Genomic DNA, 25988 nt, shown 5'->3' with positions numbered 1-25988 from the left:
GCGAGAGCGCCCTACATACAGCCCGTTAGGGCACTAAACGAGGCGCAATACGTCGCTGATTGTTGAATCAACCCGATCGTGTCGAAGAACATTTCAAAACCGATGGGTTGTTCATCGTAGCCTTAAATCCTTCCGTTGAGATTCCCACACCGGAAGTCGAACATCCGACAGTCATCTTCAACCAAGAAGATTTTACACAACACAATGAAAAAGTAGTTGATTACATTTCACCTTTGGCCATTATCCTGTCTGGCTTAAGCGTTGCCTGATAAATTAAAATTTTCATCTTTATAACGTTTTATTATTGGTAATTGCCGGCATAGACTTTTATAGTCTCGTTGGGTTTTTCATGAGCCGAACAAGGAGACGATGATTTGCATGGCCGTGGCCATCGGCTGCTTCGGGCTGATTGGTCGATCGCCTGCCGGAGCACTGGGATAAGGCTTCGTAAGGGATTCTGCTTGCGATCCCGAAGCGCCTTCCTTAATGGAGACATGCGCGAAGCCCCGATAAAAATTCAGAACATTGTGCTTCGGATAGCGCCTGCAGGTCGTGATAAGTGAAACCAGGGCACCTCGTTGGCAGCACGGAAGAATGCGTGCAGCAGGAATGCAAACCCGAAGGACGGGAAGACGCTGCTGGAATGGTGCCGGCATTTCCCACGCCCGGCAGGAGGACGCCGGATGTCATGCCAGTACGGCGTGGATGTGGATGCGACTGGATTAACTGGAGCGGTCAGGATTTCTGCCGCCCCTTGGATGCTGGAGACCAGGCTGAAATGACGGCTCGGCTCGCTTGAAAAATATTTTTGCCGCGGGCGAACTGCCAGCGGCGTTCCGCCACTCAGAGGTGACTGCCTTTTTTTCATGCGCCTCGTCTGAGTCGTTCAGCCGGGCGGATTTGCGTGCTGGATAGCGGATTGGTCGAGGTCATGAAGCAACTGCCGCCTCGAAGGAAATGATACAAATGAAGCGCCTGCACGTCGCCGCAGTCCGCTAAATCAACCGTAACCGCAGGTTTGCGGCGGGATGGATGTAACTGGAGAGAAGTCTCGTTTATGGAAATTTACCAACTCCGCACCTTCGTGACGGTAGCCAAGCTTGGCCACATCACCAAGGCGGCAGATGCACTGCATGTCACTCAGCCTGCTGTCACAGGTCATATCAAGGCGCTCGAACAGGAACTCGGCATAGCGCTGTTTGAACGCAGTCATGGAAGAATTTCTCTGACCAAGGCAGGGGAAATCCTGTTGCCGGAAGTGGAAAAAACACTGCATGCATTCAATGCCACCCTGGTGCGGGCCAAGGAAATCAAGGGTGAAATCACCGGACGCGTCATCGTCGGTACGGTCAGCGACCCGGATTTTCTTCGGCTTGGAAGTTTTCTTAACGGATTGATGACATCGCTGCCGCTCCTGGACATCAAAACAAGGTCAACTCATGCCGTCGCCGTACTGGAAGGCGTAACGACGAAAAAAATGACAGCCGGGTTCCATATCGGTACCGTCAGCAGCCCCGAACTGGCCAGCCTTCCCCTGCGAAGCGTCCGGTATCGTGTCATTGCACCGACGGCCTTTGCCGAACGCCTGCCGGGCTGCGGCTGGGGTGATGTGGCAGCCATGCCCTGGATCGGCGCGCCGGAGAAAAGCCATATCCATCAACTGCTGCTCATGCTGTTCGGGCAGCACGGCCTGCAGCCGAATATCGTGATGGAAACCGACGAATTGAATTCGCCGCACAGCCTGGTGCGCGCGGGGCTCGGATTTACTCTGCTGAGAGAGGACCTTGCCCTCGCTGCCGCTGCCCGAGGCGACGTCGTTATCTGGGGCCATGCCACCATAGGTACGCAGCTATCCTTCGTCTATCGGGCCGACATGGAAATCGAACCCATGATCGTGGGCATGCTTGCCGTCCTGCGCAATACCTGGAACCTTGCTGACGGCGCACAATAAGCGTCAATCCCCGGAAACTCCATGCATTGGCATCGTCACGTTCGCGGATCAGATTGCACTATCGACCGGACGAACGGTTGTGGGCAAGGGTTGCCAACCCGGAGGGCATGGCCGCCCCGCGAATTAAAGGAGAGGGTTTGCCAGAACTGATCTGAGGGCGTTTTCAGCTGCACCGCTAAAAGTATTCCGCAAAAGCCGGACTTTCATCGCCCTTCTCCTGTGGAGACTTTAAAGCGCAGCGATTACTGCTGCTCCCGCAGCACTTCATGACTTGAGATTGCACCGTTTCGCGTTTCCCGGCGCTGCGCTCATTGTTCATTGCTGCCATTGTTCATTGCTGCGTTACGCATCCCGACGCATCACTTCAGCCTTGTTGAGTGAGAGACCACTGATCCCATTGGTCCTGTACATGCCACGAACACTATATATGCTTCGCATTCAGGCAGAGAGGCGTCGTCACATGATAACCGGCGAACGAATGGACCTGCGGAGCGCCCCGTCTTGGTTCTCATTTATTGAGGAGCCGGCATATGACTATCGTCCGGCATGCGAGGATCTCTTGAACGTTTCCGCATCTCGATGCGAGGCGGTTGATGCCAGTGAGATTCCGGCTCGTCAATGACTTGCATCTCGGCTGGTGCGCGATCAGCATCCATGAAACCCTCCGGACATAATCCGCATTCCGCGGTACGGATGAGTCGTTCCATCATGATTACGCTTTCGACCGGGAAGGCGCCCGTAGCGGAGCCGGCCGACAGCATCAATACATGAGCCCCTTGATGGACCGCGTCAGTCAACGCTCCGACGGAAAGATAGCAATCATTGGCATCGCGCTCGCAGTCCGCCAATGCCTGTATTGCGGCGACCATTATCTTTCCCGCAGCGTCGCAGTCTGCGAACAAGCGTTTCTGCAGACTGCATATCTGCTTTCTATTCATGCTCATGGCGAGATCCTGGCGTGCAAGCATGATCCCGTCCGCCATGGCAAGCGTTTCATTGATATGCGCCAGTGCGGCCGGATTATCCAGCCTGACCATCAAGCGGACTTCTGCGCCGGCCAGATGCCTTGCCTCGTCAAAGCCCTCGCTGCCGCAGCTTGCAGGCAAAGCCAGCCAGTCCACGCCCATTGCTGCTGCATGACTTGCGTCGGCGCGATCCTTTTCGGTCAAACCGACAGGCCCCGTGCTATCGGGAATGGAAATGCGCTTGGCATCTGCAACATAGCCGCCGGTCAGCACGATGGCGTCGATATGGCTTTGCGCGGCCGACATGACCAACAGGCGCACCCGTCCGCCGTCGATGAAAAGTTCGTCGCCCGACCTCGCCATTGCAAAGAATTCGGGATGAGGTACGGAAAGACGCCGGCGGTTGCCCGGAGAAGCATCGAGGTCCAGGCGCAGCATCTGCCCGGCGCTCAGGCTGGCAAAGCCGCCTACAATCGGCCCAAGCCGGAATTGTGCACCCTGCAGGTCTGCCATTATGGCTGCGGGACGGGACGATTGATGGTCAAGCGCACGTATCGTCCGGCAGCGATCGCGGTGCGCTGCGAGCGAGCCATGGCTGAAGTCGAGTCGAAAGACATCCGTGCCGGCATCGTGCAACTCGGCGATGACGTCGGGATGGCTGCTGGAAGTGCCCAGCGTCGCCATGATCCCGGTCTGTCTCCTGCGTCTGCCGACCCAGTCATCCTGCATGCTTTTCCCTTTCCCGTTCCGGTGGGCCCGCTCCCAATCGCTGTCGCGATACGCATGAGAGCCGGCCTTCCAGCCTCGTCTCATTGCAGATATGTGGCAATGGCGGGCATTCTGTTCCATGGACATTCATTTTTTATTCCACCATGCAGACATGCCCAGGCCCGATGGCTTCCGCTTTCCTTCGAAAGCGAGGCCGACTATAAAGATCTCGCTTCGGTATGGCCAATCGCAAATTCTTATTTTTCACATCACGCCTCCTTATGCGGCAGTCGCGTTCGCGGTCTGCATTTGTAGGACTGCCGTCCCGGCAGCTGGAACTTTTTACACGGCATGCCACATAAGGATGTAGCGATTGCCTTTCCGGGAGGGTGGAACGGCAATCACCGGAGGAAGGTATGGGCCTGGAGCGCAGGCCTCGTCCTGCTCAGAGCCGGTTGGCTGCATGCATGGCGGCGTCTGCCGGCGTGGCCGACACGAAGCCGGAGGTCTGACAGGTATTACCCAACTCGCTGAAAGCATTCGCACAGAGACAGAATGAACCAACAACATACATATGCCGTAGTACCCAATAACCCTGACCTCGCGCTGGCGCATCCTGCGGTTGAAGAGTGCGGACGACGGCTAGCCAGCTTCCTGCCGGAGCATTCCACCAAGATGGTTTATCTGATCAACCACAATCCGCTGCTGGCCAAGGATGCCGCGCTGCAACTGTCCGCCTGCGGCTATCGCGTGGTAACGCTCGACAGCATGGCGAGCCTGGCGGAGCATCTTCCCGCCGTTCCCGTCAATCCGGTACTGATCGATGCGGGCTGCCGCGGCCTCGATGAGTGGATGCTGGGCGAGTTTGGGAAAATCCGCACGCTTTGCCAGAACAAGCCGCCCATGGTGCTGCTGTCGTCTCATGCGCATATGGAATTGCGCCTGAAGGCGGCGCACGCCGGCATCGACGCCTTCTTCCTCAAACCGCTGGATATCCAGGCCCTGGCGGATTATCTCGATGCGCTGAGCCCGCATCAGGAGCAGGCTCCTTACCGGCTGCTCCTGATCGGCAACGACCGGCAGCGGTCGGCCGCCTATGCCGACGCCTTCCATGCCGCAGGCATGGAGGTGACACTGATTCTGAAGCCGCTCGACATGTTCAGCGCGCTCGGCGACAGCCGGCCCGAGCTGGTCGTGATGGATGTGGAAACGCCCGGCTGCGGCGGTGTGGACCTGACTGCGCTGATCAGGCAAAGCAAGACATTCCTCGATCTCCCCATCGTCCTGCTGAGTTCGCAGGCAACGCAGCAGGCATGGCGCGATGCGATTCGCTGCGGCGCCGACGACCTCTTTCCGCGCTCGATGGCGCACGGCGAACTGATTCAGGCGGTATCGGTCCGCATCGAACGCTACCGTGCCCTGCACACCCTCATCATGCGCGACGGCCTGACCGGACTGTACAACCATGCGGCGCTGCAGGAACAGGCCGAACGCGAGCTCACCCGTAGCATGCGGCGCGGAGAAGCGCTGACGCTGGCCATGATCGATCTCGATGACTTCAAGCGCATCAACGATACCTACGGCCATCCGGTGGGCGACCAGGTGCTGCGCGCGGCCGCGCGGCTGCTGCAGCGAAGGCTTCGCAACGGCGATGTGGTCGGTCGCTATGGCGGCGAGGAATTCGCCGTTCTCCTGCCCGTTACCGATGCCAGCGCGGCCGCGCGCGTGCTCGATGAAATCCGAATGGCGTTCCAGGCCATCAGGCACAAGAGCAATGACAGCGAGTTCAGCGCCACCTTCTCGGTAGGTCTTGCGCAATTCGGCAAGGACAGCCGCACCGCGAATGCTGCCGAACTCTTCGTTGCGGCAGACCAGGCGCTCTACCGCGCCAAGCGCAATGGCCGCAACCGCGTTGAAATCGCATCCGGCGACCATGCCTGAGCCCGTCCTCGACAGTACGCCGTTCTGTCGAATTTACACGGCGACGCGCTCCTCTTTTTCAATTTCGATCAGGCGGAACGGCGGCCTGTCGGGGTAGGTACGCTGCAGCAGCGGCCGCGCGACGTTATACACCGGGATGCCGTTCACGGTTGCGCCCTCGGGCGTGCCGCGGTGCGCATGGCCGTGGAAGACCGCCTGGACCGGATAATGGATCAGGGGATCTTCCAGACGGCTTGTGCCAAGGAAAGGAAAGATTTCGACAGGTTCGCCGCGCACCGTGGCTTCGATCGGCGAATAGTGCAGCATCGCAATGCGATAGGGCGTGCGCAGCTTGGCCAACGCGGTTTCGAGTTTCAAGGCTTCCTGTATGGCTTCATTGACGAAGGCCTTGATGACCGACTCTCCCCAAGGACCGAGGGCGCCCCGTCCGTAACCGCCTGCGAAGCCCTTGGTACCGGCGATGCCGATGCCATGCACCTCGCAGGCATCACCGTCGAGGATCTTGACTCCGCCGCTGGTGAGAATGCGCTGCACCTCATCCTGCTGTCCGGATTCGACGTCATGGTTTCCCAGCACCGCGATGATGGGCATCTTTGCGCCGGATAGTTCTTCTACCAGGACGTGAGCTTCTTCCGGCAGGCCGTAATCGGTGAGATCCCCGCACAGCAGAAGCACGTCGGCCGCATCCGATATCTCGGAAAAGAAACTGCGCAAGGTACCGCCGGATGTCTTGGTGCAGTGCAAGTCGCCGACTGCAGCCACCCGGACTTTCTCTGGAGAACTCATATCACTCCTCATTCGAACTTGATCATGTGGATCGATGCAAACGGCCGGCAGACGTTCCCCAACCCGCTTGCAGGAAGCATGCTGCACACAACGGAGTGACCGCAAATCCGTGGCATAAGTTTTGCTGAACCTTCATCATTTAACTGCTTTCATCCCGAACATGCAGAACACCCTCATCAAGGCCGTGGATAACGGCGACCATGCATCCGTCTTCTATCAGGATGTGCTGCGAAGCATGGCCGCAGCCAGGATTCCGTTCATGGTGGGCGGCGCTTATGCGTTCTCGCAGTTCACCGGAATCACCCGCCCCACGAAAGACCTCGATCTCTTTATCCTGCGCAAGGACTTCGAGCGGCTGACCGAGGCGTTGAAGCCGCACGGCTATGCCACCGAACTGACTTATCCGCACTGGCTCGGGAAGATTCACTGCGGCGAACATTTCGTGGACCTGATCTTCAATTCCGGAAACGGCATTGCGGAAGTCGATGACGCCTGGTTCGAACATGCGGTGGAAGGCGAAGTGCTGGGCCAGCCGGTCCTGATCTGTCCGGTCGAGGAAACCATCTGGTCGAAGGCCTTCATCATGGAAAGGGAGCGGTTCGACGGCGCCGACATTGCTCACCTGATCCGCACCGGCAGCGGCGCCATGGATTGGCAGCGCCTGCTGGAAAGATTCAATCCTCACTGGCGCCTGCTGTTCAGCCACCTGGTGCTGTTCGGCTTTGTCTACCCCGACCATCACAACCTCGTGCCGCGCTGGCTGATGGATACGCTGATCGACAGGCTGCGCGGAGAAATGGAAACGGCTCCGGCGGCCGATCATGTCTGCCAGGGCACGCTGCTCTCGCGCGCCCAGTATCTGCCGGATATCGAGCGCTGGGGATACCGTGACGCGCGCCTGCTGCCGCCCGGCACCATGACGGCCGAAGATGCGGAAAGCTGGACCGAGGCGATACAGGAGCGCGGGCACAAGTCCGATTGAGGACTTGAATATCTGTGTTGTCTGCTTCTTATCCTGCCGCAGCGGTATTCTTCGCTCGCGCCTCGGTCACCAGATACAGTACAAGCGCGATCGTCAACGGCAGCAGGTAGTAAATCGCCCGGTAGGCCAGCAATCCGGCGAGCATGTCGTTGCGCGACAGTTCGCCGGTCAGCAGTGCAATGAAGACCGCTTCCAGCACGCCCAGTCCCGCCGGCACATGCGTGATCACGCCCGCAACCGCCGCAACGAGAAGTACGGCGAGCACTGCGGGATAATCGAGTTTCTGTTCGAGCAGAAAGTAGATGGTTCCACCGATCAGCATCCAGTTAAGCGAGGATATGCCCAACTGCAGCAGCGCCATGCGCAGGGGCGGCAAGGTAACCTCCTTGCCGCGTATCGTCCAGCTTCGCCGCTTCGAGAAGGCGCAGAGCGCCACGTAGGCGGCCGCTCCCAGAAACAGGACGAAACCCAGAATGCGCAAGGCCTGCTGATCGATTTTCCAGTCCTTGGGCACATCGATGGGATTCAGCCAGAACGACAATCCGGCCAGCAGAAGGTATCCCAGCCAGTTGGTGATCATGCTCATGAACAGGACGCGGGTGATCACCTCGGTATCGAGTCCCAGGCGGGAATAGAGCCGATAGCGGAACGCCACGCCGCCGATCAGCGACCCGAAGTTGAGGTTGAATGCATAACTGATGAAGTTGACGGTCATGACCTTGGGAACCGGCAGGCCGTGGCCGGTGGCCTGCCGGCCGAACAGGTCGAAGCAGCTGTACAGCAGATGGCTGCACGCCGCCAGCACCGCCGCGATCATCAAACCCTGCAGCGGGCGATCCTTCAAGGCCGCCAGCACCTTGTCCCATTCGATGGAGCGCGCCTGCGTGAACAGCAGATAGGCGACTGCCGCAAAGAAGGCAATCTTGGCGATTCGCTTGAGCCACTGCCACCATGCCTTGCCGGCCAGACCTTGCGAAGACTGCTTCGCCACGGCACCCGCAGGCCGGACTTGATCCTGTTGCGCGGGCCTCATGTGCGCGCCGTTTCGGTAACGCGCTCGGTATCCTTGTGCTGCGCGGTCGAGCTGGCACCGGAAGCCAGCACGGTAAGCCGGGGCGCATGTGCCGGCAGCCAGCCGGCCCAGCTGGGATAACGGCGCAGGATGTGGTACAGGAAGAAGCCTCGCACGCGGCGCCACCAGCTGGATTCCTGCAATTCCTCTGCTTGTATCTCTTTGCAGCTGTGCTGCATCAGATAGCTCAGCTTCTCGTAAAGCTGATGATTGAATTCGCGGTCATGGATGAAGACATTGGCTTCGAGGTTGAGCGCGAGGCTGAGCGGATCGAGATTGCTGGAGCCGACGGTGGCCCATTCGTCGTCGACCAGCGCCACCTTGCCATGCAGAGGCCGCGCGCAGTATTCGTAGATGCGCACGCGAGCGCGCAGCAGGTGCGAATACAGCATGCTGGCCCCGAACTTGACGATGGCCATGTCCGGCATGCCCTGCAGGATCAGCACCACTTCGACGCCGCGCCGGGACGCCTTGCGCAATTCCTTGAGCAGCCGATAGCCCGGAAAGAAATACGCGTTGGCGATGATGACCCGCTTCTTCGCAAGGCGAATGCCGAGGCGGTACTGGCGCTCGATGTCGTCGCGGTGCCGGTGATTGTCGCGCCAGAGGAAGAGCGCCTCCGCCTGTCCGGAAACTGGCAGCCGCTCCGGCGCCGGCGCTTTCCTGAAGCGGGGCCATCGCCAGCCGGACTTGTCCACGGTCATGGCCGCGTAGGCGAAACGCCGGATATAGGCAACGATCGGCCCTTCGATCTCGACCGAATAATCCTGCTTGGCTTCGGGTCCGAAATCGAGCAGATGGTCCGCGGAATAATTGATGCCTCCGATAAAAGCCCGTTCGCAATCCACCACGACGATCTTGCGGTGCATGCGCCGGAATACATTCGTGCGCTGTCCGAACAGCCGCATGCCGGGATCGAAGACATGGACGCGCACTCCGGCCTCCGTCAGGCCGGAAATGAATTCGTCCGACAGGTCGGGCGAGCCGAAACCATCGATGGTGATATCGACCTTCGCCCCGCGGCGTGCCGCCGCAAGCAAGGCTTCCCGCAAGGCAAGACCTACCTTGTCCTCATAAAGAATGAATGTTTCGAGAACGACTTCCCTGCGCGCGTTGGCTATGACTTCAAACACGCGCGGAAAAAATTCTTCTCCGTTTTCGAGCAAGGTGAATTTGTTGCCTTTGATCCACTGTTGAGCCACTGCGCAGCCTCCTGACGAACTATTGTCATAAATACCAGAACCGCGACAATGGTGTTTTGATCTTTACCGTGGAAAAGGGTTTTTATCGCAATGCAGTTGCTTACGTGACCGGGCGTAACGAATGCTTGAAATTCGCCGAATTCAAAACAAACTGTGAAGACGGTCCGGCCTCGGGGTTGGACATTTTTCAACAGCCGCCGTGCCGCCAGAAGCAGGCGCGGCGCATTCCTATTGAGGATGATATGAAATCAACATTCCATGAACTGGAACTGGGAAAAGCAGTGCTGCAGAATTCCACTGACATTGGCAATGAACAGCTGATCGTGACGCTGCAACCGGACAGCAAGGCGCCGGTACAGATCCAGATCAGGCAGAACACGGAAGGCAGCAGCTCGACATCGAGCTCGATCGGTATCAGCCCGCACGGCTTGCAGCAACTCGTGCATTGGTTGCGGGAGGAAGGCGCAATATCATGAGCCGCGCAGGCTCAGGGCCACTGAGCGCGCTGCCTTCGTCAGGCAGCCGTCGCGGCTAGAAGTGAAAGTCGATGCCGGAAATGCCTTATTCGGCATCGACTGACCGGAGATTTTGACCGACCATGCACTTTGGAAGGATCAGGCCGACCAAGGCTTTGCGTGCCGCCAGGGAAGACGGCACGTGCATCCGGAGCTCCGGAAGGGAGAGTCAGATATTGTAGTAGTCGAGCGCCATCTTGGCGGATTCGGCGACATCAGCACCCAGCGGAGCCAGTTCGGGGCTGTCATCCTTCGGCAAAGAGCGCCTCTTGCCTTCCGTACCCGCCAGCGCGGCGAGCTGCTTCCTGACATAGCGGGCCAGCGAAACCCGTTTGCCGGTAGGAGTAATCGGCATCTTGCCGTGGTACCAGAAACCGTCTTCAAAGACGATCTTGAACTCGCACTGGTCTTCATCCTCCTGCGAGGATTCCGCGGCCCAGCCTTCGAGCACCGTGTTCGCCGCCTCGACGGAAGAAACACGCGCTTCGGAAGCCAGTCCGTTCAAACGATGGATAAAGATCCGTGATACATCCACTTTCTCGCAAATATCACTGCTCATAGCTGCATCCGTTAAAAACTGTAGCCGACAAGTTGAGGGTGCACAGGTTGATCTTCAAGACGCCAACGCCTTCCAGCAAAAAATATTTTCCGCGCCGATGCTGTTTCCGGTTGAAGTACCTCGATTGACTGCGCCGACTGTCGACCATAAGGCCACGGTAAATATTCAAGAACGCCTCTCTGCCTGCGCATGCCTGCGCCGGTGCGGAACTTACCCGCGGTTGCGTAGCCGGGGTGACCGGCAAGGTGATGCGGTAGTACCGCAAAAAAAAGCCCGACAGCCGATCGGCTGCGGGCAAATCCAATTCAAGAAGAGTTGGAGGAGACACGCGCATACTACTACCAGGAATCTTGCCGGTCTGCTTTCGATTCGTGATAGGAGATATACGAAATAGTGATGTCATGAAATTGTTTGGCCGCACATGGCGGCCACCGAAGATTATTGGGCCGTCCCGCTTGTTTCGGATACTGAAAGCGCCTCAGCGCGCCAGCTCAAGTCCTCCAGCAATGCCGCCGTATCGGATGCGCCCATGGCGCGGGCGGCGTCAAGCGGCGACATGCCCCGGTCGTCTCGCGCATGCGCATCGGCGCCATGAGCAAGCAGCAGTTTCACCACCTCCGCCCGGTTGAACATGGCAGCCATCATCAGGGCCGTTTTCCCGTCGGGAGAGGCGCCTTCCACATTCGCGCCATGTTCCAGAAGCAGCCTCACCATGGCGAGATCGCCCTTGTAAGCGGCGCCGGCAAGCGGCGTTTGCCCCATGTCGTTGCGCAGTTCGGTATCGCCGCCGTGGCACAGCAGCGCCTCGGCCACATCGAAGTGTCCATGGTAACTGGCCAGCATGAGCAGGCTGTCGCCGCGCTGGTTGCGCAAGTTGGCTGGCAGGCCGTGTTCCAGCAGCGGCTTCAGCCGGTCGGCATATCCGCTGCGGACAAGTTCGAAGACCTGCTGGGCAAACTCCAGCGTTTCGCGGTCCATTCCCTTTGGGAGATCCCGCCGAATGCCACCTGCATTGTCCTGCATGGATTTTCCTTTCGCTGTCGCTATCTGTCTCTGACTGTCTCTGCCTGTCGCTTCACGTTGGCGTACGCAGCCAATCGACACGGCACTGCCGCGCCGCGCCCCGCTCCCGATCTATTTCGCGGGCGCCGTTTCCTGTGTCTTCGCAGCGGCTTCCTTCTTCCCGCTGGTATAGGTCGAACCCGATCGCCGCTCATGCGGAGCCGGCTTGCCGGGCAGCGGCGGCAATGCCTTGGCGCGCTTCAGATCGACGCCGGCGATTTCGGCCACCCGGCGGCCGTAGTCCTCGTCGCAATGCCAGAGGTGCCATACCATGCGCAGCTGGATCGGCTCCGGGCACTGCTTCAGGTCGCCGCCGATGTTCGATACCAGTTCCTCGCGCTCCCAGTCTTCGAAGGTCCGGTAGCGTTCGCCGGCCTGCCTGTAATCGTCGGACGTCCGGGTGGTCTGGTACCGGCCGAGATGGCCCTCCACCCACTGGTGATATTCCTTCGCGGGCTTCGGCGACTCCTGCAGTCCGCCCAGCGAACTAGGCTCGTAATTGATGTGCTTGTTGACGCCGCTGTCGTCCACGTAGTACGCCATCTGCGCATCGCGCTGGTTGGTCCTTGCACGTGCCTGCTCCTGCGGCGCATTGATCGGCAGCTGCAGGTAATTGGGCCCTACCCTGTAGCGCTGCGTGTCCGAGTAGGACAAGGTACGCCCCTGCAGCATCTTGTCGTCCGAAAAATCGACGCCGTCGACCAGGACGCCCGTCCCGAAAGCGGACTGCTCGGTCTCGGCGAAGACATTGTCCGGATTGCGGTCGAGCACCATGCGGCCGACCGGCAGCAAGGGGAATTTGTCTTCCGGCCAGCGCTTGGTGTCGTCGAGCGGATCAAAATCCAGTTCCGGATGATCGTCGTCGGACATGATCTGCACGCAGAATTCCCACTCCGGGAAATCCCCGCGCTCGATGGCGGCGTACAGATCCTGGGTCGCATGGCCTACATCCTGCGCCTGGATTTCCGCCGCCTGCGCCGCCGTGAGATTGCGCACGCCCTGCTTCGGCTGCCAGTGGAACTTCACCAGGTGGGCCACGCCCTCGTCGTTGACCAGCTTGTAGGTATTGACGCCGGCGCCTTCCATTTCCCGATAGTTTGCCGGAATGCCCCAAGGGCTCTTGACCCAGGTGATCATGTGCAGCGCCTCGGGCGATTGCGAGACGAAATCGTAGAAGCGCCATGGCTCCTGACGGTTCGTTACCGGATCGGGCTTGAACGCATGGATCATGTCGGGAAACTTGATCGCATCGCGGATGAAGAAGATCTTCAGGTTATTGCCTACCAGGTCCCAGTTGCCGTCTACCGTCTTCAGCTTGACCGCAAACCCGCGCGGATCGCGCGCAGTCTCGGGCGAATCCTTGCCGCCGATGACGGTGGAAAAGCGTACGAACACCGGGGTGCGCACGCCGGTCTGGGTCAGCACCTTGGCACGGGTATATTTTTGCGCGGGTTCGTTGCCGATCTTGCCGTAGGCCTCGAAATAGCCGTGCGCGCCCGTTCCGCGGGCATGGACGACTCGTTCGGGGATGCGCTCGCGGTCGAAGTGGGTGATCTTTTCGATGAACTGATAATTTTCCAGCGTTGCCGGTCCGCGCTCGCCGACGGAACGCAATGACTGGTTGTCACTCACAGGATGACCCTGGCGGGTGGTCAGAATAGGACGATCGCTGCTCAAGACAGAGTTCCTTTCATGGTCGCTTTCTCAGGGAATACGGAATCCGAAGGCCGGCAGCCGACTTGTATAAAATTCAATTTTTTTAATACAATCGACGCTTTGGCCATTTACGGCGGCGCTTCGGAACATTCGCAAATACAATCGCACCGCGATAACGCGTCAGCGATATAGAGAAATCTGCAACGAGGTGGTTCCTGTAAAAAAGCAGGAAATCCAAACGGATTTCACTGCTGCGTTTCTGCAAGAGGCTTGAATCTTGCAAGCCGTTTCCGGAACATGCCTGCACCGCAGGCATGTTCCGGCCGCCTTTTGAGTCACCGCATCACCGACCAACAAACCGAATTCTTCATCATGGCGACATCAACCACTTCGACAGAACCGCTGCAACCCCTTGACATGATCATCTTCGGCGGAGGCGGCGACCTCGCCGTGCGCAAGCTGCTTCCGGCGCTGTACATGGCGCACCTGCATGGCAACCTGCCGGCATCGACGCGTATCATCGCCGTGGGCCGACATGCCTATGACCGGGCCGGCTATATCGAATTCGTCCAGGAGCGCTCCCAGTCATTCATCGAGGCAAAAAACCTGGAAACCAAAGCCTGGCAGGAATTTCTCGGCCTGCTGCACTATGTGCCCCTGGATGCAACCAACGGCGCAACCTACGCCGAACTGGCGCGAGCTTCTCGCCCGGGCGTGGAGCGGGTGTTCTATCTTGCCACCGCGCCCACGATCTTCATGAACATCTGCGAAAACCTCGCGGCCAACGGCCTGGTCGACAAGCAAAGCCGCGTCGTGCTGGAGAAGCCGCTAGGCCATGATCTGGACTCGGCGCGCGAGATCAATCTCGCCGTGGGCAAGTACTTCGAAGAGTCGCAGATCTACCGGATCGACCATTACCTCGGCAAGGAAACCGTGCAGAACCTGATGGTGCTGCGCTTCGGCAACGGCATCCTGGAACCCTTGTGGCGTGCGCCGAACATCCGCAGCGTGCAGATCACGGTGGCGGAAACGGTAGGCGTCGGCAGCCGTGCGGGCTTCTACGACGGCACCGGCGCCTTGCGCGACATGGTGCAGAACCATCTTCTGCAGCTGCTGTGCATCATTGCCATGGAGCCTCCGGTCTCGCTCGATCCCGATGCGGTGCGTGACGAGAAACTGAAAGTGCTGCGTTCGCTGCGGCGCATGCGCCTTGGCGATATCGCGCGCGACACCGTGCGCGGGCAATATTCCTCGGGCGCGGTCAACGGCGAAGCCGTGAAAGCCTATCGCGACGAGGCCGATGTGCCGACGGACAGCCGCACGGAAACCTTCGTGGCGCTGCGCACTTATGTCGATACCTGGCGCTGGGCCAATGTGCCGTTCTTCCTGCGCACCGGCAAGCGCATGCAGAAGCGCCTGTCGCAGATCGTGATCGAGTTCGCCAATCCGCCGTTTTCCATTTTTCCTGATGCGCCGCGCACCACCGCCAATCGCCTGGTGATCCATCTTCAGCCCGAAGAATCGATACAGCTGCAACTGATGGCCAAGCAGCCCGGCAGCGGCATGCAAATGCTTCCGGTCAGCCTGAATCTGGATCTGCAGTCAGCATTTTCACAGCGGCGCGCCGAAGCCTATGAACGTCTTTTGATCGATGTCGTGCGCGGACGCCTGACGCACTTCATGCGGCGCGACGAATTGGAAGCCGCATGGTCCTGGGCCGACCCTATCCTGGAAGGATGGCAGGAACTCGGCGAACGCCCGCTTCCTTATACTGCCGGCAGCTGGGGACCGGATGCCTCGGCCGCGCTGCTAGCGCGCGAAGGAATGAACTGGCTCGAGTAGACACAGGCAAGCACAACGCCGGTGGCGGACGATTCCTTGATCGGCGCCGCCGGCGTTGACGAACGGCGAACGGCGCTGCCGATCATCTCCAGTCAACTATCGGATGGCATCAAGGGTGTCGATCTCGGCAGCCGCCCAGGCAACGAACTGCTTCACGCGGTCCTTGAGCGCCGCAAGTTCCCCGCTTTCTTCTTCCGCTTCCATGCAGCTGAGCATCAAGGTCCAGCCGGTGCCGGTCTGCACGAGATTTTCAAGTATGGGGCGCCGGTTCTGCATCATGCGGATCTTGAAATCATCCATCATCGGCAATTGCAGATCGACGGACTTTTTCCACATGTCCAGCATCTCATCGAGCCTGTTCACATCCATGTCGACTTTCATTGAATTCTCCCTACGGATATATGTATTGACTGGCGCCGCCAGATTGAATGCACAGCAGCTTGCAGCAACATGCATGGCATGTTTTCCCAACTGCAAATGACCGTGCCGAAATGGCCAAGGCCGAATGCTACCTCGATAAATGACCGGTCGCATGTTGCTGATACGGTTGAGGGACCTGCGGTTCGGGAATATTTCAGCGATTGTTCTGTCCAATAAGGCACCTTTGACGTTGACTGCCGGACGTACCATCTTTAAGACGGTCCAGGGCATTTTTGAAACCTCAGGAACACACCAAGATGCAACGACGGATCAAAGCCATCGCGCTGCTACCGATACTGTCCGCAATGCTGCTTGCCCCGGTCGCGGCATGGAGTGAGGAAGGAGAAAGCCGGGCGGACGACATCGAGGTCACGGTACGCAAGCTTGGATCGACCGTCGTCATCGATGTCGGCATGCCGGTCAAGGCGAGCCTGCGCAGCGCATGGGAAGTATTGACCGACTATGACCACATGGCCGATTTCTTTCCCAATCTGAATTCGAGCAAGATCTTGGAGCAGCAAGGCAACAGGTTGCGTATCGAGCAGACTGGCAAGGTTGCCTACGGCCCTCTGTCATTTCCTTTCGAATCGGTGCGAGACATCGTGCTGACGCCTTACTCTAAAGTCATTTCGAAAGCCGTAGGCGGCACCGTCAAGCAGGGAGAGGCGATTACGCAGCTGGTGTCGGAAGGCAATACGACTCGCATCCTTTATCACAGCGAATCCGTACCCAACACCTGGGTGCCGCCGGGCCTCGGTCCCAACATCATCGCAGGACGCACACGCGAACAATTCGCGAGCTTGCGCGAGGAAATTCTTAGGCGCGCGGGCCGTGAACGGGCTGCGACAGCGAATGCGCCCTCGGCAGGATCTCGGGGAAATGCCGGTGCCGCGTCGGGACAGTCCGCAGGAGGCTCGGCAGCCGCAGGACAGGGACAGGAACCGGCAGAAACAAGCCGTCAAGAGAAATGAAAAAGCCAACCGGTATTGCGGTTGGCCTTGGTCATTGAGTGATGTGAAGCAGCCGGGTTTCACCAGGTGTCAGTCATGCACTGCGCCTGACATGCCATCGGCAATGCGTGCCGCCCCCTGAAGGAGGCGGGCTGTCAGGTGGCCTGCTCGGTGGCTCTCGAAAAGGAGCCGACCAGCCCGGCCAGCTTCATGCGTTTTTCCACATCCTCCGCACACTCCTTGCTGCAAAAGGCGGCATTGGGCATGGCAGGATCACCGCAGTCATTGAAGCAGCCGCCATCGGCGCGCGCCGCAATCTGCGTTCCGGCACCTTGGCGGCCTTTGGCAATAATCGCTTCAAGCATTTTTTGTTCATTTTCGCTTGCTACATCTGCTTCGTCGGCCATCCGAACTCCTACAAAAGTTAAACATTACCAAGACTTGCGTCCGGGAAGGTCTTGGATACAAACACCTGCTATGGGTTCCGGCAGGTTGGCGGATTAATTCGGCTTGTCGGCTTCGGCCTGGGCCGCGGCGGCGGTCGGATCAAGATAGCGCTCCAGCAATTCAAAAAACTGGCTGTAAAACTGCTTGTTTGGAATCGTCTCGCTTGCGACTTTTACAAGTGCGTCGTCCGAGCTGCCGAAAGGCAAGGATATCGAACCCAGTGCACCCACGCCCAGACTGGCGGAATTGCTGCTCTTCCGGAGCGTGTACCGGTCCCGCACTGCGTTTGCAAAGGCGGTTGCGCTGTTGCTGCCCAGATTATTCGGCGCGCAAGTGACATGAAATTCTATCTGCACGTGCATATCGGCTTCCGGCTGGAAGTATTTGCGCCCCTTGACCGTCGCACCGCCGGATTCGCCGATGACATAACCCTGGCTCAGCAAGGCCCGACGGGCTGCTTCACAGGTCTGGCGTTCCGTGCCGGGAAAGCTCTGGGTATAGGCAGCGGAAGACAAAAATTCCTCAGGCTGGGCATGTGCCGCATGCTGGGCGTGCAGCGATGGCACCGAAGTACAGGCTGACAGGCCGAGGCAGCACAAGGCAACCCATGAATAAGCGAATTGTCGGCAACGTATTAAGGTATTCATATGCATCTGAAAACAGTGTCCAGCCGGTTCCTTCAATTGTTGATTTGTCGATTTATTCGGTTGTTCGGACGCCTTTCCCGCCGACGGCACCACAGCCGCCATGGCAGGAAGATGATGCAATGGCAATCCGATTCATTTCCGCCGGCCCGATTGCCGCCCGAAAGTATAGCGACAATCCGGGCAAATGAGGCCGCTGTTCTGCCACGCCCTGCCGATTCCTTCGGCAAGAACCTCGTCCCGGCAACGCAATCCAATTTCTGCGTTCACTCATGCCGGCATTGGATGCCGGCCAGCGAATCAACAGGCAGCATGAACCAGGAGATTTCATGAGCAAACCTACTTCCCCCGACATGCCGGCGGCATCGACAAAAAACCCCGGTGATCAGGCCGCGCCTGGAACGGAGCAAACCGGTGAAAATACCTGCCCGGTCTGCGGCGGCAGCGGACGCATGCCTGATCAGGCAAAGTGCGCAAACTGCGGCGGCAGCGGCATTGTGATCGAAACGGTCGGAGACGCGTGAGGTGTGTGAGAGCCATTACCGTCGAGAGGAGCAAGCGGCCGAGGACCGGTGAGGCTCACGCCCTTGGGACAAAACTTCGATGCCGGTAGCGGCTTTAACGCTTGTTCAGCTTGAATGCCACAAGGCTTGTGGCATCAGGAAGCCGCCCTATCGGCAGTAACGGATGCCGGGCTTCATTTCTTCAAACATCAGATAGTCGGTTTCCTTCATGCCGAGAGAACGGTAGGTACTCTGAGCGGTCCTGTTATCTTTCTCGACATAAAGCCGGAAGCCGCAGATGCCCTTGTCTGCAGCCGCTTCCTTGACGAAGCTGTACAGACGGGAATAGATACCCTTGCGCCGCCATTCCGGTTGAACATACACGCTTTGTATCCACCAGAAGACGCCATTGCGCCAGTCGCTCCATTCGGTCGTGATCATCAAGGAGGCGACAACGCGTCCGCTGGATTCCGCAATCAGATAGAAACCCAGTCCGGGATTGCCGATCAATCCCCTGACCCCGGCGGCAATGACTTCCGGCAGAAGCTCCTTTCCTTCGGTTTCTAGCGCCATTGCACAATTGAAGGCAGCAATCGCATCGGCATCGCGCGCTTCTCCCCGGCGAATCAGGATGTCTTCCGGCATGGCTTTTCCTTTGGCATTGTGGCAACGCGGGTCAGTCTATCAAAGACGAATGACCGATGGCTAACGACCGCACTGAAGGCGATTCCGGAGCGCCAGCAAGAAAAGCATGGGAAGGGAAGCGCTGAAAGCATACCGCCTTCAGCGCCCTGCGTACGTGCTTAGGGAACGAGCTTCCAGTTGCCGTTTTCGACGGTGAGCATCACGCGCGCATTGTCTTCCAGTCCGAAATGGTCTTTCGACGTATAGCGAACGACGCCCTGCGTGATCGGTATGCCCTTGGTGGATTCCAATGCATCCTTCAACGCGGCACGAAACTCCGGCGTACCGGGCTTCGCCTTCTTCAGCGCCTGAGGCACGATGGCTTGCAGCAGCAGATGCGCATCATAGCCGTGCGCGGCGAACTGGTTGCGGCTGCCTGCACCGAACTGCTTTTCATAGCGCTCGACGAACTCGGTTGCCAGTTTCTTCGACGGATGGCTGTCCGGCAGCCCTTCCGGCATGACGGCCAATCCGGCCACGACGAAGGAGCCCTCCACATCCTTGCCGCCGAGCCTGATCAGGTCGCGGGAAGCTGCGCCATGAGTCTGATAGATCTTGCCCTTGTAACCGCGCTCGATCATTGCCTTGTGCGGCATGGCGGCACCGCTGCCGGACGCGCCGAGAAGGATGGCATCCGGCTTGGCCGATACGATCTTGAGCGCCTGCGCTGTGACGCTGGTGTCGGCACGCGCGAAGCGCTCGGTCGCCACCGATTTCAGGCCGGCCTTGTCGGCGAGGGCCGTAAAGGAACGCAGCCAGGTTTCACCGTAAGCATCGGAATAGCCGAGGTAAGCATAGGTCTTGACGCCCGCCTTTTTCATGTGATCGATGATCGCGCCGGCCATCAGCGGGGTGGATTGCGCGACCCGGAAGGTCCATGCGCCCTTGCCTTCGGGAAGGTCGACCGGCGAGGTGGAAATCTGGACCGTCCCGCCTTCCGCGGCGATGTCCGCCAGCGCGACCGATGCCGGGGTAGCGGTGGAGCCGACGATGACGTCCACCTTTTCTTCGGTGATCAGCCGTCTTCCGTTCTTCGCAGATTGCGTGGTGTCGGAAGCATCATCGAGCATCACAAGCTTGACCTTTTCTCCGCCGATGGTGTCGGGCCAGAGCGAAATGCCGTTCTTGGTCGGAATGCCGAGTCCGGATGCAGGTCCGGTCAGCGGCAGGCTGACGCCGATGGTAATGTCGGCATGCGCATAGCCCGCAGCGAGCGCTGCCAGCACTGCGGCGAAAAGGGGTTTGAAGCCTGTTTTCATCGTGTCTCCTTGAAAAAGCGGGTAATGAATTCGCTACCGAAGCCGTTGTGCGATTGAAGTGACGCACGTTGCAGGCTCCTGTTATTGTTATGATACGTAACAGTTCCTCACTATAATTAGTGTGGACTGCTTATGCAAGTCCGCATTGAGAATATCCGCGTCCTCCCTGCGGCGCGAAGATATCTCACTGACTGCGCATGCAAATTTTGCTCAGCAGCTTGCGTAGCTGCTCCTTTTCCGCCGTAGTCAAGGCACCCGCGATGCGGTTGTCATGCTCCTGCACGGCCTTCTTGTAGCGCCGCACCTGTTTTTGGCCGTCTTTCGTCAGGCGCAGATTGTAGGAACGCCTGTCGCCGGACGCCTGCCGTTCAACCAGCCCGGCATCCTCGAACTTGTCGATGATAGCGACGACACCGGAGCGCGCAATCCCCATGACCTCGGACAGACGCGTCTGAGAAATTCCCGGATTGTTCTCGATGATGACGAGGGAGGAAAACCGCTGGGGCGTAATGCCTTCGTCAGCCAGGGAAGCCGAAAAGTCTTCATAGATGCTGATCTGGGCCCGGCGGACTGCATATCCGATCAGGTCATCGAGAATGTCATATTCGATGCCTTCGATTCTGGCGTTGAAGAAAAATGCATTCTCTTTGGATTCCGGCTTTTCACTTCTGGACAAATCAACCCCCTATTGACTCATGCGCGGCAATTCGCCTGCTTCGTTCTGTTCCGCAGCAGCCTGCCCTGAATCGAGCTGTCTTGATTCGGACTGTCCGCATGCAGATGGCGCTTAGTCGGCATTGTATCGCTTCAGTCCGTCAAATCCCAATGATACGGTACGGCGGCAGACGCTCCCTTTAACTCGCATTCCTTTAATTCTGATTCTTGTGTTCATCTACATAACTGTTATATAGTAGAACAATACAGGCGCCTCCCCGCCGGGCGCTTACAATGGATGCAGGCGGACAATTCGTCATTCGAGGAGACAGACATGAAGGTTGCAATTGCGGGCGCCGGCATCGGCGGACTCACCCTGGGATTGATGCTGCACGAGCGCGGCGTCGAAGTGGAAATATTCGAGGCGGTCAATGAAATCAAGCCGCTTGGCGTAGGCATCAACCTGCTGCCGCATGCCAGTCAGCAATTGTGCCAGCTTGGCCTTGAACAGCTGCTGGCGGGAAAAGGAATTGAAACCTCCACCCTTGCCTATTTCAATAAATTTGGACAGGAAATCTGGCGCGAACCGCGTGGACGCGCAGCCGGCTATCCCTATCCCCAGTTTTCCATCCATCGCGGCGAATTGCAGATGACCCTTTTGCAGATTGCGATCGAGCGCATCGGCGCCGACCGTATTCACGCGGGACATGCTTTCGCCTCCTTCGAGCAGGTCGCCGACAAGGTCGTGTCGCGTTTCACCCGCCGCGCCGACGGCAGCGATGTCGAAGTCGAGTCCGACATTCTGGTCGGAGCTGACGGCATCCATTCCGCAGTACGGCGCTTTCTGTATCCTGCCGGTGACGAGCCGCGCTTTTCGGGCCGCATGCTGTGGCGCGCGGTCACCGAGGCCGAGCCTTATATGGATGGCCGCAGCATGTTCATGGCCGGGCATCAGGATCAGAAGTTTGTCTGCTATCCGATCTCGGAGCCGCTGCGCAAGGAGGGCCGCTCTCTGATCAACTGGATTGCGGAATTGCGCGTGCCGAACGGCGCATTGCCCAAGACCGACTGGAACCGGAAGGTCGACAAGTCCGTCTTCGAGCAACCCTTCCAAAGCTGGAAATGGGACTGGATCGATATTCCATCGATCATCAACGGCGCCACCGAAATCTATGAATTCCCGCTGGTTGACCGCGACATCCTGCCGCGCTGGACCTTCGAACGCGTCACGCTTCTGGGCGACGCCGCGCATCCGATGTATCCGATCGGTTCGAACGGCAGCGCGCAGGCGATTCTTGATGCACGCTATCTTTGCGACTGCCTTACCGGCGACAGCAATATCTCTTACGCATTGCGCGAATACGAGGCGGAACGTCTGCCGCGGACAGCGGGAATCGTCCTGCGCAACCGCATGAACGGCCCTGAGCAGGTCATGCAGCTGGCGGAGGAACGTGCGCCCGATGGTTTCAAGCACGTCAATGACGTTATTCCCCAGGAAACGCTGGAATCGATTTCGATGCGCTACAAACGCCTCGCAGGCTTCGACAAGGATTCCGTCCGCACGTGACGCGTAACCCGGTCCGGCTTCATGTGTCATTTCATGAAGCCATATTGGAATAACGCAACATCGCATCATCATCCTTTTTGTTATGATGGGTAACGGTTGTCAGCCGGCTCCGGCTTGCATCTTGCATGCTGTTCCGGCACTGTACCTACATTGCGTTTTGAAAGGATGCATTAATGACAATTTGGAAGACGCCTTTCGACCTTCCAAGCCTGAGCCGCATGCATAAAGGCACGGCAGTTGAACACTTGGGTATCGAGTTCACCGACTTCGGCGACAACTGGATAGAAGCGAGAATGCCGGTAGACAAACGCACGGTGCAGCCATTCGGCATTTTGCACGGCGGCGCCTCGGTATTGCTTGCCGAAACGTTAGGGAGTGCTGCCTCGAATCTCGCAGTCGATGTGGAAACCCACTATGCAGTCGGCATGGACATCAATGCCAATCATGTCCGCTCCGTGCGGGAAGGTTACGTGCACGGCAAGGCGACACCGATTCATCTCGGCCGCTCCAGCCACGTCTGGCAGATCATGATCTACGACAGCTCGCAGCGACTTGCCTGCGTATCGCGCATCACCATGTCGATACTGGAACGCGCGCAATAACTGTTTTTACGTTCCCTGGCTCGGTGTCATCGGTGCGGAGGTTGAAGCCGCTGCAGCCCTTGCTGCAGCGGCTTCAACCAAGGCAAGCACGGCAACCGCCGCTCGCCTCAACCGCTGTTACGCAAGCCTGCCGCGATACCGTTGATCGACAGGTGAATGCCCGTACGCACGCGCTCGTCCTGCCGCCCTTCCCGGTACTGGCGCAGCAGTTCCACCTGAACGTGATTCAAGGGATCAAGATAGGGGAAGCGGTTCCGAATGGAGCGCTTGAGCAGGGGATTGCCTTCCTGCAGCTCGCTTTGTCCGGTAATCGATTTCAGCGCATCGATTGCTGCCGCGTGTTCCGTCCTGATACGGGTGAAGATCCGCTCGCGCAATGCGGCATCTTCAACAAGGTCCGCGTAGCGGCTGGCAATCGCAATGTCGCTCTTTGCAAGCACCATATCCATATTGGATAGCAAGGTACTGAAAAACGGCCATTCCCGATGCATGCGCTGCAGAAGCGCAAGACCATTTTTTTTGTCGGCAGACAGGAATGCCTGCACGGCGGAGCCGAAGCCGAACCAGCCCGGCAGCATCAGGCGGCACTGCGCCCAGCTGAACACCCAGGGAATGGCCCGAAGATCTTCGATCGAACGGCTGTTCTTTCTCGATGCCGGCCGGCTGCCGATATTCAGCCCCGCAATTTCGGAGATGACGGTCGATTCCCAGAAATAGGTTTCGAAGCCGTCCGTCTCGTAGACAAGACCGCGATAAGCCTTGAACGCCTCATGCGAAAGCTTTTCCATTGCATCAAGGAAGACGGGATCCGGCGCCTTTTCCGGATGCTCCAGCAGGCTGGCTTCCAGCGTTGCCGCAGCCAGCACTTCAAGGTTGCGGCGCCCGACTTCCGGGTTTGCATATTTCGCGGTGATGACCTCGCCCTGTTCGGTAAGCCGCAGCTGCCCCTGCACCGCACCGGCGGGCTGAGCGAGAATCGCTTCATAGCTGGGCCCGCCGCCGCGGCCGACTGAACCTCCGCGCCCATGAAACAAGCGTATGCGCAGTGCATGCTCCCTGAACACTTCCACCAGCTCGGTTTCGGCCTTGTACAGTTCCCAGCCCGAAGTCAGGAATCCGCCATCCTTGTTGCTGTCCGAATAACCCGGCATGACTTCCTGGGTATCGTCGCGCGATGCGAGCAACAGCTTGTATTCGCTGATGCAAAACAACCGCTGCATGACGGCGGCACTCCGGCGCAAGTCATCAATGGTCTCGAACAGCGGAACAATGTTAACGTCGAGCGCCTGTTCCGCGGGACGCAGCAGTCCAACCTCCTTAAGCAGGACCGCGACTTCCAGCACATCGGAGACGCCGTTGGCCTTGGAGATGATGCAATTGCGGATGGCAGTCTTGCCGTACCGCAGATGTGCCCGCCTCGCTGCAGTAAAGATTGCAAGTTCGGAACGCGTTTCATCCGAATAACGCACATGCGGCGATGCGAGCGGCCGGCACGACTTCAGTTCCTGCAGCAGGATTTCGATCCGCGCGTCCTCGTTCATTTCGAGATAGCGGGTGCCGGGCACTGCCGTTTCGAACAGATCCGCCAACACTCGTTCATGCACGTCGGAGTTTTGCCGCAGATCGATGGGAGCCAGGCTGAAACCAAATACATCGACAGCACGACGCAGGTGGCGCAAGCGGCCCCGCGTCAATGCGGCGGAGCCGTTGCTGGCCAGAGAACGATGAATGATGTTGAGATCGTCGAGGAATTCTTCAGCCGACGCATAGCCGCCAGCCGCTGCAGGCGCCTGATCGGCATCCAGCCTGTCGCAGGCGGCATCGAGCCTGGCGATGATTGCAGCAATCGCGCGTCGGTAAGGCTCATCTGCCCTGTGCGGCGACTGATCCGGCGAACGCGCTGCCAGCTCGTCAAGCTGGGTAGAACAATTGACCAGTCCCTTCGCGAGTGAGAGCTGCGATGACAGGATGCGCAATTCGGCGAAATAGAAGTCAAAAGCGCGCCGCGCCTGCATATGCAGTGCCTGTTCGAGCACATCCGCCGTCACGAAGGGATTGCCGTCGCGATCGCCGCCGATCCAGCTTCCCACCTTCATGAAACTCGGCAACGCGATAGGATCCTTGCTTTCTGCACGTGTAGCCAGAATATCCTCGAGGCCAGCGTAGAGATGAGGCAGTTCGCGCAGCATCGTATAGTCGAAGTAGGACAGGCCGTTCTCCACTTCGTCCAGCACCGACAGTTTGGAACTGCGCAGCATGCGGGTCTGCCACAGCGTGAGAATGGCCCGTCGCAGCGCTTCCTCGTTTTCCGCGGCCTCGTCTGCGGTGAGCTGCATCCGGTCGCGCTCGTCAAGCAGGCGGGCAACCACCATTTGGCAATTCAGCACACTCTTGCGCTGCACTTCGGTGGGGTGGGCCGTCAGCACGGGGCTGACCAGCGCATGCTTGAAGAACTCGCCCAGATCCTGCTCCGTAAATCCGACATCGAACAGGCTCTGCACCGCATGCGCCAGGCTGCCCTTTCTCGGCGGTGAACCAGCGACCAGATGGGCGCGCGTACGGCGGATGTGATGCTGGTCCTCAGCAATATTGGCAAGCAGGGAAAAATAGCTGAAGGCCCGGATGACCTGCACCGTCTTCTCAGGCGACAGCGACAACAGCGTTTCTTCAAGTTGCTGGCGGGCGTCGGTGTCGAGGTCTCGCCTGAACCGGATGGAGCGCTGCCGTATGTTTTCAATCAGGTCGAATACTTCCGTACCGTGTTGCGCGCGAATGGTATCGCCCAGGATGCGGCCCAACTGCCTGATGTCTTCCTGGAGCAGGGAGTCCTTGTCTTGATCAAAGATTTGCATGGCGTTTGACTGAGGATTGAAATTGCCGAGGCCAGGCATGCAAGTCGGACGTTACACGCCGCAAGCATGCGAAATGGCCAACAGTTTCATATTGTAGTAATTTTTCAAAAACACACCATTAAATCACGGTCGGCATAATTTTTCAAAGGGATGTGCGTAGTAAAT

General features: G+C 58.5%; 25 protein-coding genes. 10 read left to right on the top strand and 15 right to left on the bottom strand.

Annotation, left to right across the window (positions count from 1 at the left end; genetic code table 11):
• Nucleotides 1-62 precede the first annotated feature (62 nt).
• Together IGW03_RS28725 and IGW03_RS28720 are read left to right on the top strand one after the other, a co-directional pair.
• Complete coding sequence (locus IGW03_RS28725) at nucleotides 63-269, top strand: hypothetical protein (protein WP_194725952.1); 207 nt, start codon at nucleotides 63-65, stop codon at nucleotides 267-269.
• Nucleotides 270-1057: 788 nt separating this feature from the next.
• Nucleotides 1058-1951: a LysR family transcriptional regulator gene (locus tag IGW03_RS28720; protein ID WP_194725951.1), complete on the top strand. Its 894-nt coding sequence runs from the start codon at nucleotides 1058-1060 to the stop codon at nucleotides 1949-1951.
• Between the two features lie 512 nt (nucleotides 1952-2463).
• Here IGW03_RS28720 and IGW03_RS28715 read toward each other — a convergent pair.
• Nucleotides 2464-3645 (bottom strand): pyruvate kinase, encoded by a 1182-nt coding sequence (locus IGW03_RS28715; protein WP_194725950.1) that lies wholly within the window; start codon nucleotides 3643-3645, stop codon nucleotides 2464-2466.
• A 534-nt stretch (nucleotides 3646-4179) separates the two neighbouring features.
• Here IGW03_RS28715 and IGW03_RS28710 point away from each other — a divergent pair.
• The gene (locus IGW03_RS28710; protein ID WP_194725949.1) at nucleotides 4180-5565 is read left to right on the top strand and encodes a diguanylate cyclase; all 1386 of its coding nucleotides are present in this window, start codon (nucleotides 4180-4182) and stop codon (nucleotides 5563-5565) included.
• Between the two features lie 33 nt (nucleotides 5566-5598).
• Here IGW03_RS28710 and IGW03_RS28705 read toward each other — a convergent pair whose 3' ends face one another.
• Nucleotides 5599-6351 carry a metallophosphoesterase family protein gene (locus IGW03_RS28705; protein ID WP_194725948.1) on the bottom strand — a complete coding sequence of 251 codons (753 nt, stop codon included), beginning with the start codon at nucleotides 6349-6351 and terminating at the stop codon, nucleotides 5599-5601.
• A gap of 160 nt (nucleotides 6352-6511) precedes the next feature.
• Here IGW03_RS28705 and IGW03_RS28700 point away from each other — a divergent pair, with 160 nt between their 5' ends.
• On the top strand, nucleotides 6512-7333 hold the full coding sequence (locus IGW03_RS28700) for a nucleotidyltransferase family protein (RefSeq protein WP_194725947.1): 822 nt from the start codon (nucleotides 6512-6514) through the stop codon (nucleotides 7331-7333).
• Nucleotides 7334-7361: 28 nt separating this feature from the next.
• Here IGW03_RS28700 and IGW03_RS28695 read toward each other — a convergent pair whose 3' ends face one another.
• Nucleotides 7362-8366, bottom strand: a complete 1005-nt coding sequence (locus IGW03_RS28695) for a lysylphosphatidylglycerol synthase domain-containing protein (protein ID WP_194725946.1) — start codon at nucleotides 8364-8366, stop codon at nucleotides 7362-7364.
• On the bottom strand, nucleotides 8363-9607 hold the full coding sequence (clsB, locus tag IGW03_RS28690; protein WP_194725945.1) for a cardiolipin synthase ClsB: 1245 nt from the start codon (nucleotides 9605-9607) through the stop codon (nucleotides 8363-8365). The genes IGW03_RS28695 and clsB overlap by 4 nt, the downstream gene beginning before the upstream one ends.
• 68 nt (nucleotides 9608-9675) lie before the next feature.
• Here clsB and IGW03_RS28685 point away from each other — a divergent pair, with 68 nt between their 5' ends.
• Nucleotides 9676-10083 (top strand): hypothetical protein, encoded by a 408-nt coding sequence (locus IGW03_RS28685; protein ID WP_194725944.1) that lies wholly within the window; start codon nucleotides 9676-9678, stop codon nucleotides 10081-10083.
• A 208-nt stretch (nucleotides 10084-10291) separates the two neighbouring features.
• On the opposite strand, the gene IGW03_RS28680 is transcribed toward IGW03_RS28685, so the two are convergent.
• The 4 genes from IGW03_RS28680 to IGW03_RS28665 form a co-directional block, all read right to left on the bottom strand.
• Nucleotides 10292-10681, bottom strand: a complete 390-nt coding sequence (locus IGW03_RS28680; protein WP_194725943.1) for a hypothetical protein — start codon at nucleotides 10679-10681, stop codon at nucleotides 10292-10294.
• Nucleotides 10671-11084: a hypothetical protein gene (locus IGW03_RS28675; RefSeq protein WP_194725942.1), complete on the bottom strand. Its 414-nt coding sequence runs from the start codon at nucleotides 11082-11084 to the stop codon at nucleotides 10671-10673. Before IGW03_RS28675 ends, IGW03_RS28680 begins: the two co-directional genes overlap by 11 nt.
• 35 nt (nucleotides 11085-11119) lie before the next feature.
• On the bottom strand, nucleotides 11120-11704 hold the full coding sequence (locus IGW03_RS28670; protein WP_228536157.1) for an ankyrin repeat domain-containing protein: 585 nt from the start codon (nucleotides 11702-11704) through the stop codon (nucleotides 11120-11122).
• Nucleotides 11705-11815: 111 nt separating this feature from the next.
• Nucleotides 11816-13420 carry a catalase gene (locus tag IGW03_RS28665; RefSeq protein ID WP_194725941.1) on the bottom strand — a complete coding sequence of 535 codons (1605 nt, stop codon included), beginning with the start codon at nucleotides 13418-13420 and terminating at the stop codon, nucleotides 11816-11818.
• A gap of 351 nt (nucleotides 13421-13771) precedes the next feature.
• On the opposite strand from IGW03_RS28665, the gene zwf reads away from it, so the two are divergent.
• Nucleotides 13772-15241: a glucose-6-phosphate dehydrogenase gene (zwf, locus tag IGW03_RS28660; protein WP_194725940.1), complete on the top strand. Its 1470-nt coding sequence runs from the start codon at nucleotides 13772-13774 to the stop codon at nucleotides 15239-15241.
• Nucleotides 15242-15337: 96 nt separating this feature from the next.
• Here the strand turns inward: zwf and IGW03_RS28655 are convergent, their stop codons facing one another.
• Entirely contained in the window at nucleotides 15338-15892 is a 555-nt protein-coding gene (locus IGW03_RS28655) for a hypothetical protein (RefSeq protein WP_194725939.1), read from the bottom strand.
• A 26-nt stretch (nucleotides 15893-15918) separates the two neighbouring features.
• Between IGW03_RS28655 and IGW03_RS28650 the strand changes: the two genes are divergently transcribed.
• Nucleotides 15919-16632, top strand: coding sequence for an SRPBCC family protein (locus tag IGW03_RS28650; RefSeq protein WP_194725938.1), 714 nt, complete (start codon nucleotides 15919-15921; stop codon nucleotides 16630-16632).
• Nucleotides 16633-16766: 134 nt separating this feature from the next.
• Here IGW03_RS28650 and IGW03_RS28645 read toward each other — a convergent pair whose 3' ends face one another.
• Nucleotides 16767-17018: a hypothetical protein gene (locus IGW03_RS28645; RefSeq protein WP_194725937.1), complete on the bottom strand. Its 252-nt coding sequence runs from the start codon at nucleotides 17016-17018 to the stop codon at nucleotides 16767-16769.
• 93 nt (nucleotides 17019-17111) lie between these two features.
• Complete coding sequence (locus tag IGW03_RS28640) at nucleotides 17112-17825, bottom strand: DUF2242 domain-containing protein (protein WP_228536156.1); 714 nt, start codon at nucleotides 17823-17825, stop codon at nucleotides 17112-17114.
• Between the two features lie 206 nt (nucleotides 17826-18031).
• Between IGW03_RS28640 and IGW03_RS28635 the strand changes: the two genes are divergently transcribed.
• Nucleotides 18032-18226 carry a hypothetical protein gene (locus IGW03_RS28635; RefSeq protein ID WP_194725957.1) on the top strand — a complete coding sequence of 65 codons (195 nt, stop codon included), beginning with the start codon at nucleotides 18032-18034 and terminating at the stop codon, nucleotides 18224-18226.
• Nucleotides 18227-18373: 147 nt separating this feature from the next.
• Here IGW03_RS28635 and IGW03_RS28630 read toward each other — a convergent pair whose 3' ends face one another.
• The 3 genes from IGW03_RS28630 to IGW03_RS28620 form a co-directional block, all read right to left on the bottom strand.
• Nucleotides 18374-18850: a GNAT family N-acetyltransferase gene (locus IGW03_RS28630; protein ID WP_194725936.1), complete on the bottom strand. Its 477-nt coding sequence runs from the start codon at nucleotides 18848-18850 to the stop codon at nucleotides 18374-18376.
• A 158-nt stretch (nucleotides 18851-19008) separates the two neighbouring features.
• A complete protein-coding gene (locus IGW03_RS28625) occupies nucleotides 19009-20148 on the bottom strand; it encodes an ABC transporter substrate-binding protein (protein ID WP_194725935.1) in 1140 nt (379 codons plus the stop codon).
• 184 nt (nucleotides 20149-20332) lie between these two features.
• Nucleotides 20333-20824: a MarR family winged helix-turn-helix transcriptional regulator gene (locus tag IGW03_RS28620; RefSeq protein ID WP_194725934.1), complete on the bottom strand. Its 492-nt coding sequence runs from the start codon at nucleotides 20822-20824 to the stop codon at nucleotides 20333-20335.
• A 312-nt stretch (nucleotides 20825-21136) separates the two neighbouring features.
• On the opposite strand from IGW03_RS28620, the gene IGW03_RS28615 reads away from it, so the two are divergent.
• Entirely contained in the window at nucleotides 21137-22369 is a 1233-nt protein-coding gene (locus IGW03_RS28615) for a flavin-dependent oxidoreductase (protein ID WP_194725933.1), read from the top strand.
• 173 nt (nucleotides 22370-22542) lie between these two features.
• On the top strand, nucleotides 22543-22971 hold the full coding sequence (locus IGW03_RS28610; RefSeq protein ID WP_194725932.1) for a hotdog fold thioesterase: 429 nt from the start codon (nucleotides 22543-22545) through the stop codon (nucleotides 22969-22971).
• A 107-nt stretch (nucleotides 22972-23078) separates the two neighbouring features.
• Here IGW03_RS28610 and ppc read toward each other — a convergent pair whose 3' ends face one another.
• Nucleotides 23079-25823, bottom strand: a complete 2745-nt coding sequence (gene ppc / locus IGW03_RS28605; RefSeq protein ID WP_194725931.1) for a phosphoenolpyruvate carboxylase — start codon at nucleotides 25821-25823, stop codon at nucleotides 23079-23081.
• Nucleotides 25824-25988 lie beyond the last annotated feature (165 nt).

Origin of the sequence: Noviherbaspirillum malthae (assembly GCF_015352985.1) — a bacterium.
In the GTDB taxonomy this organism is placed as follows: domain Bacteria; phylum Pseudomonadota; class Gammaproteobacteria; order Burkholderiales; family Burkholderiaceae_D; genus Noviherbaspirillum; species Noviherbaspirillum malthae.
This window is presented reverse-complemented; position numbering and strand designations above follow the sequence as displayed.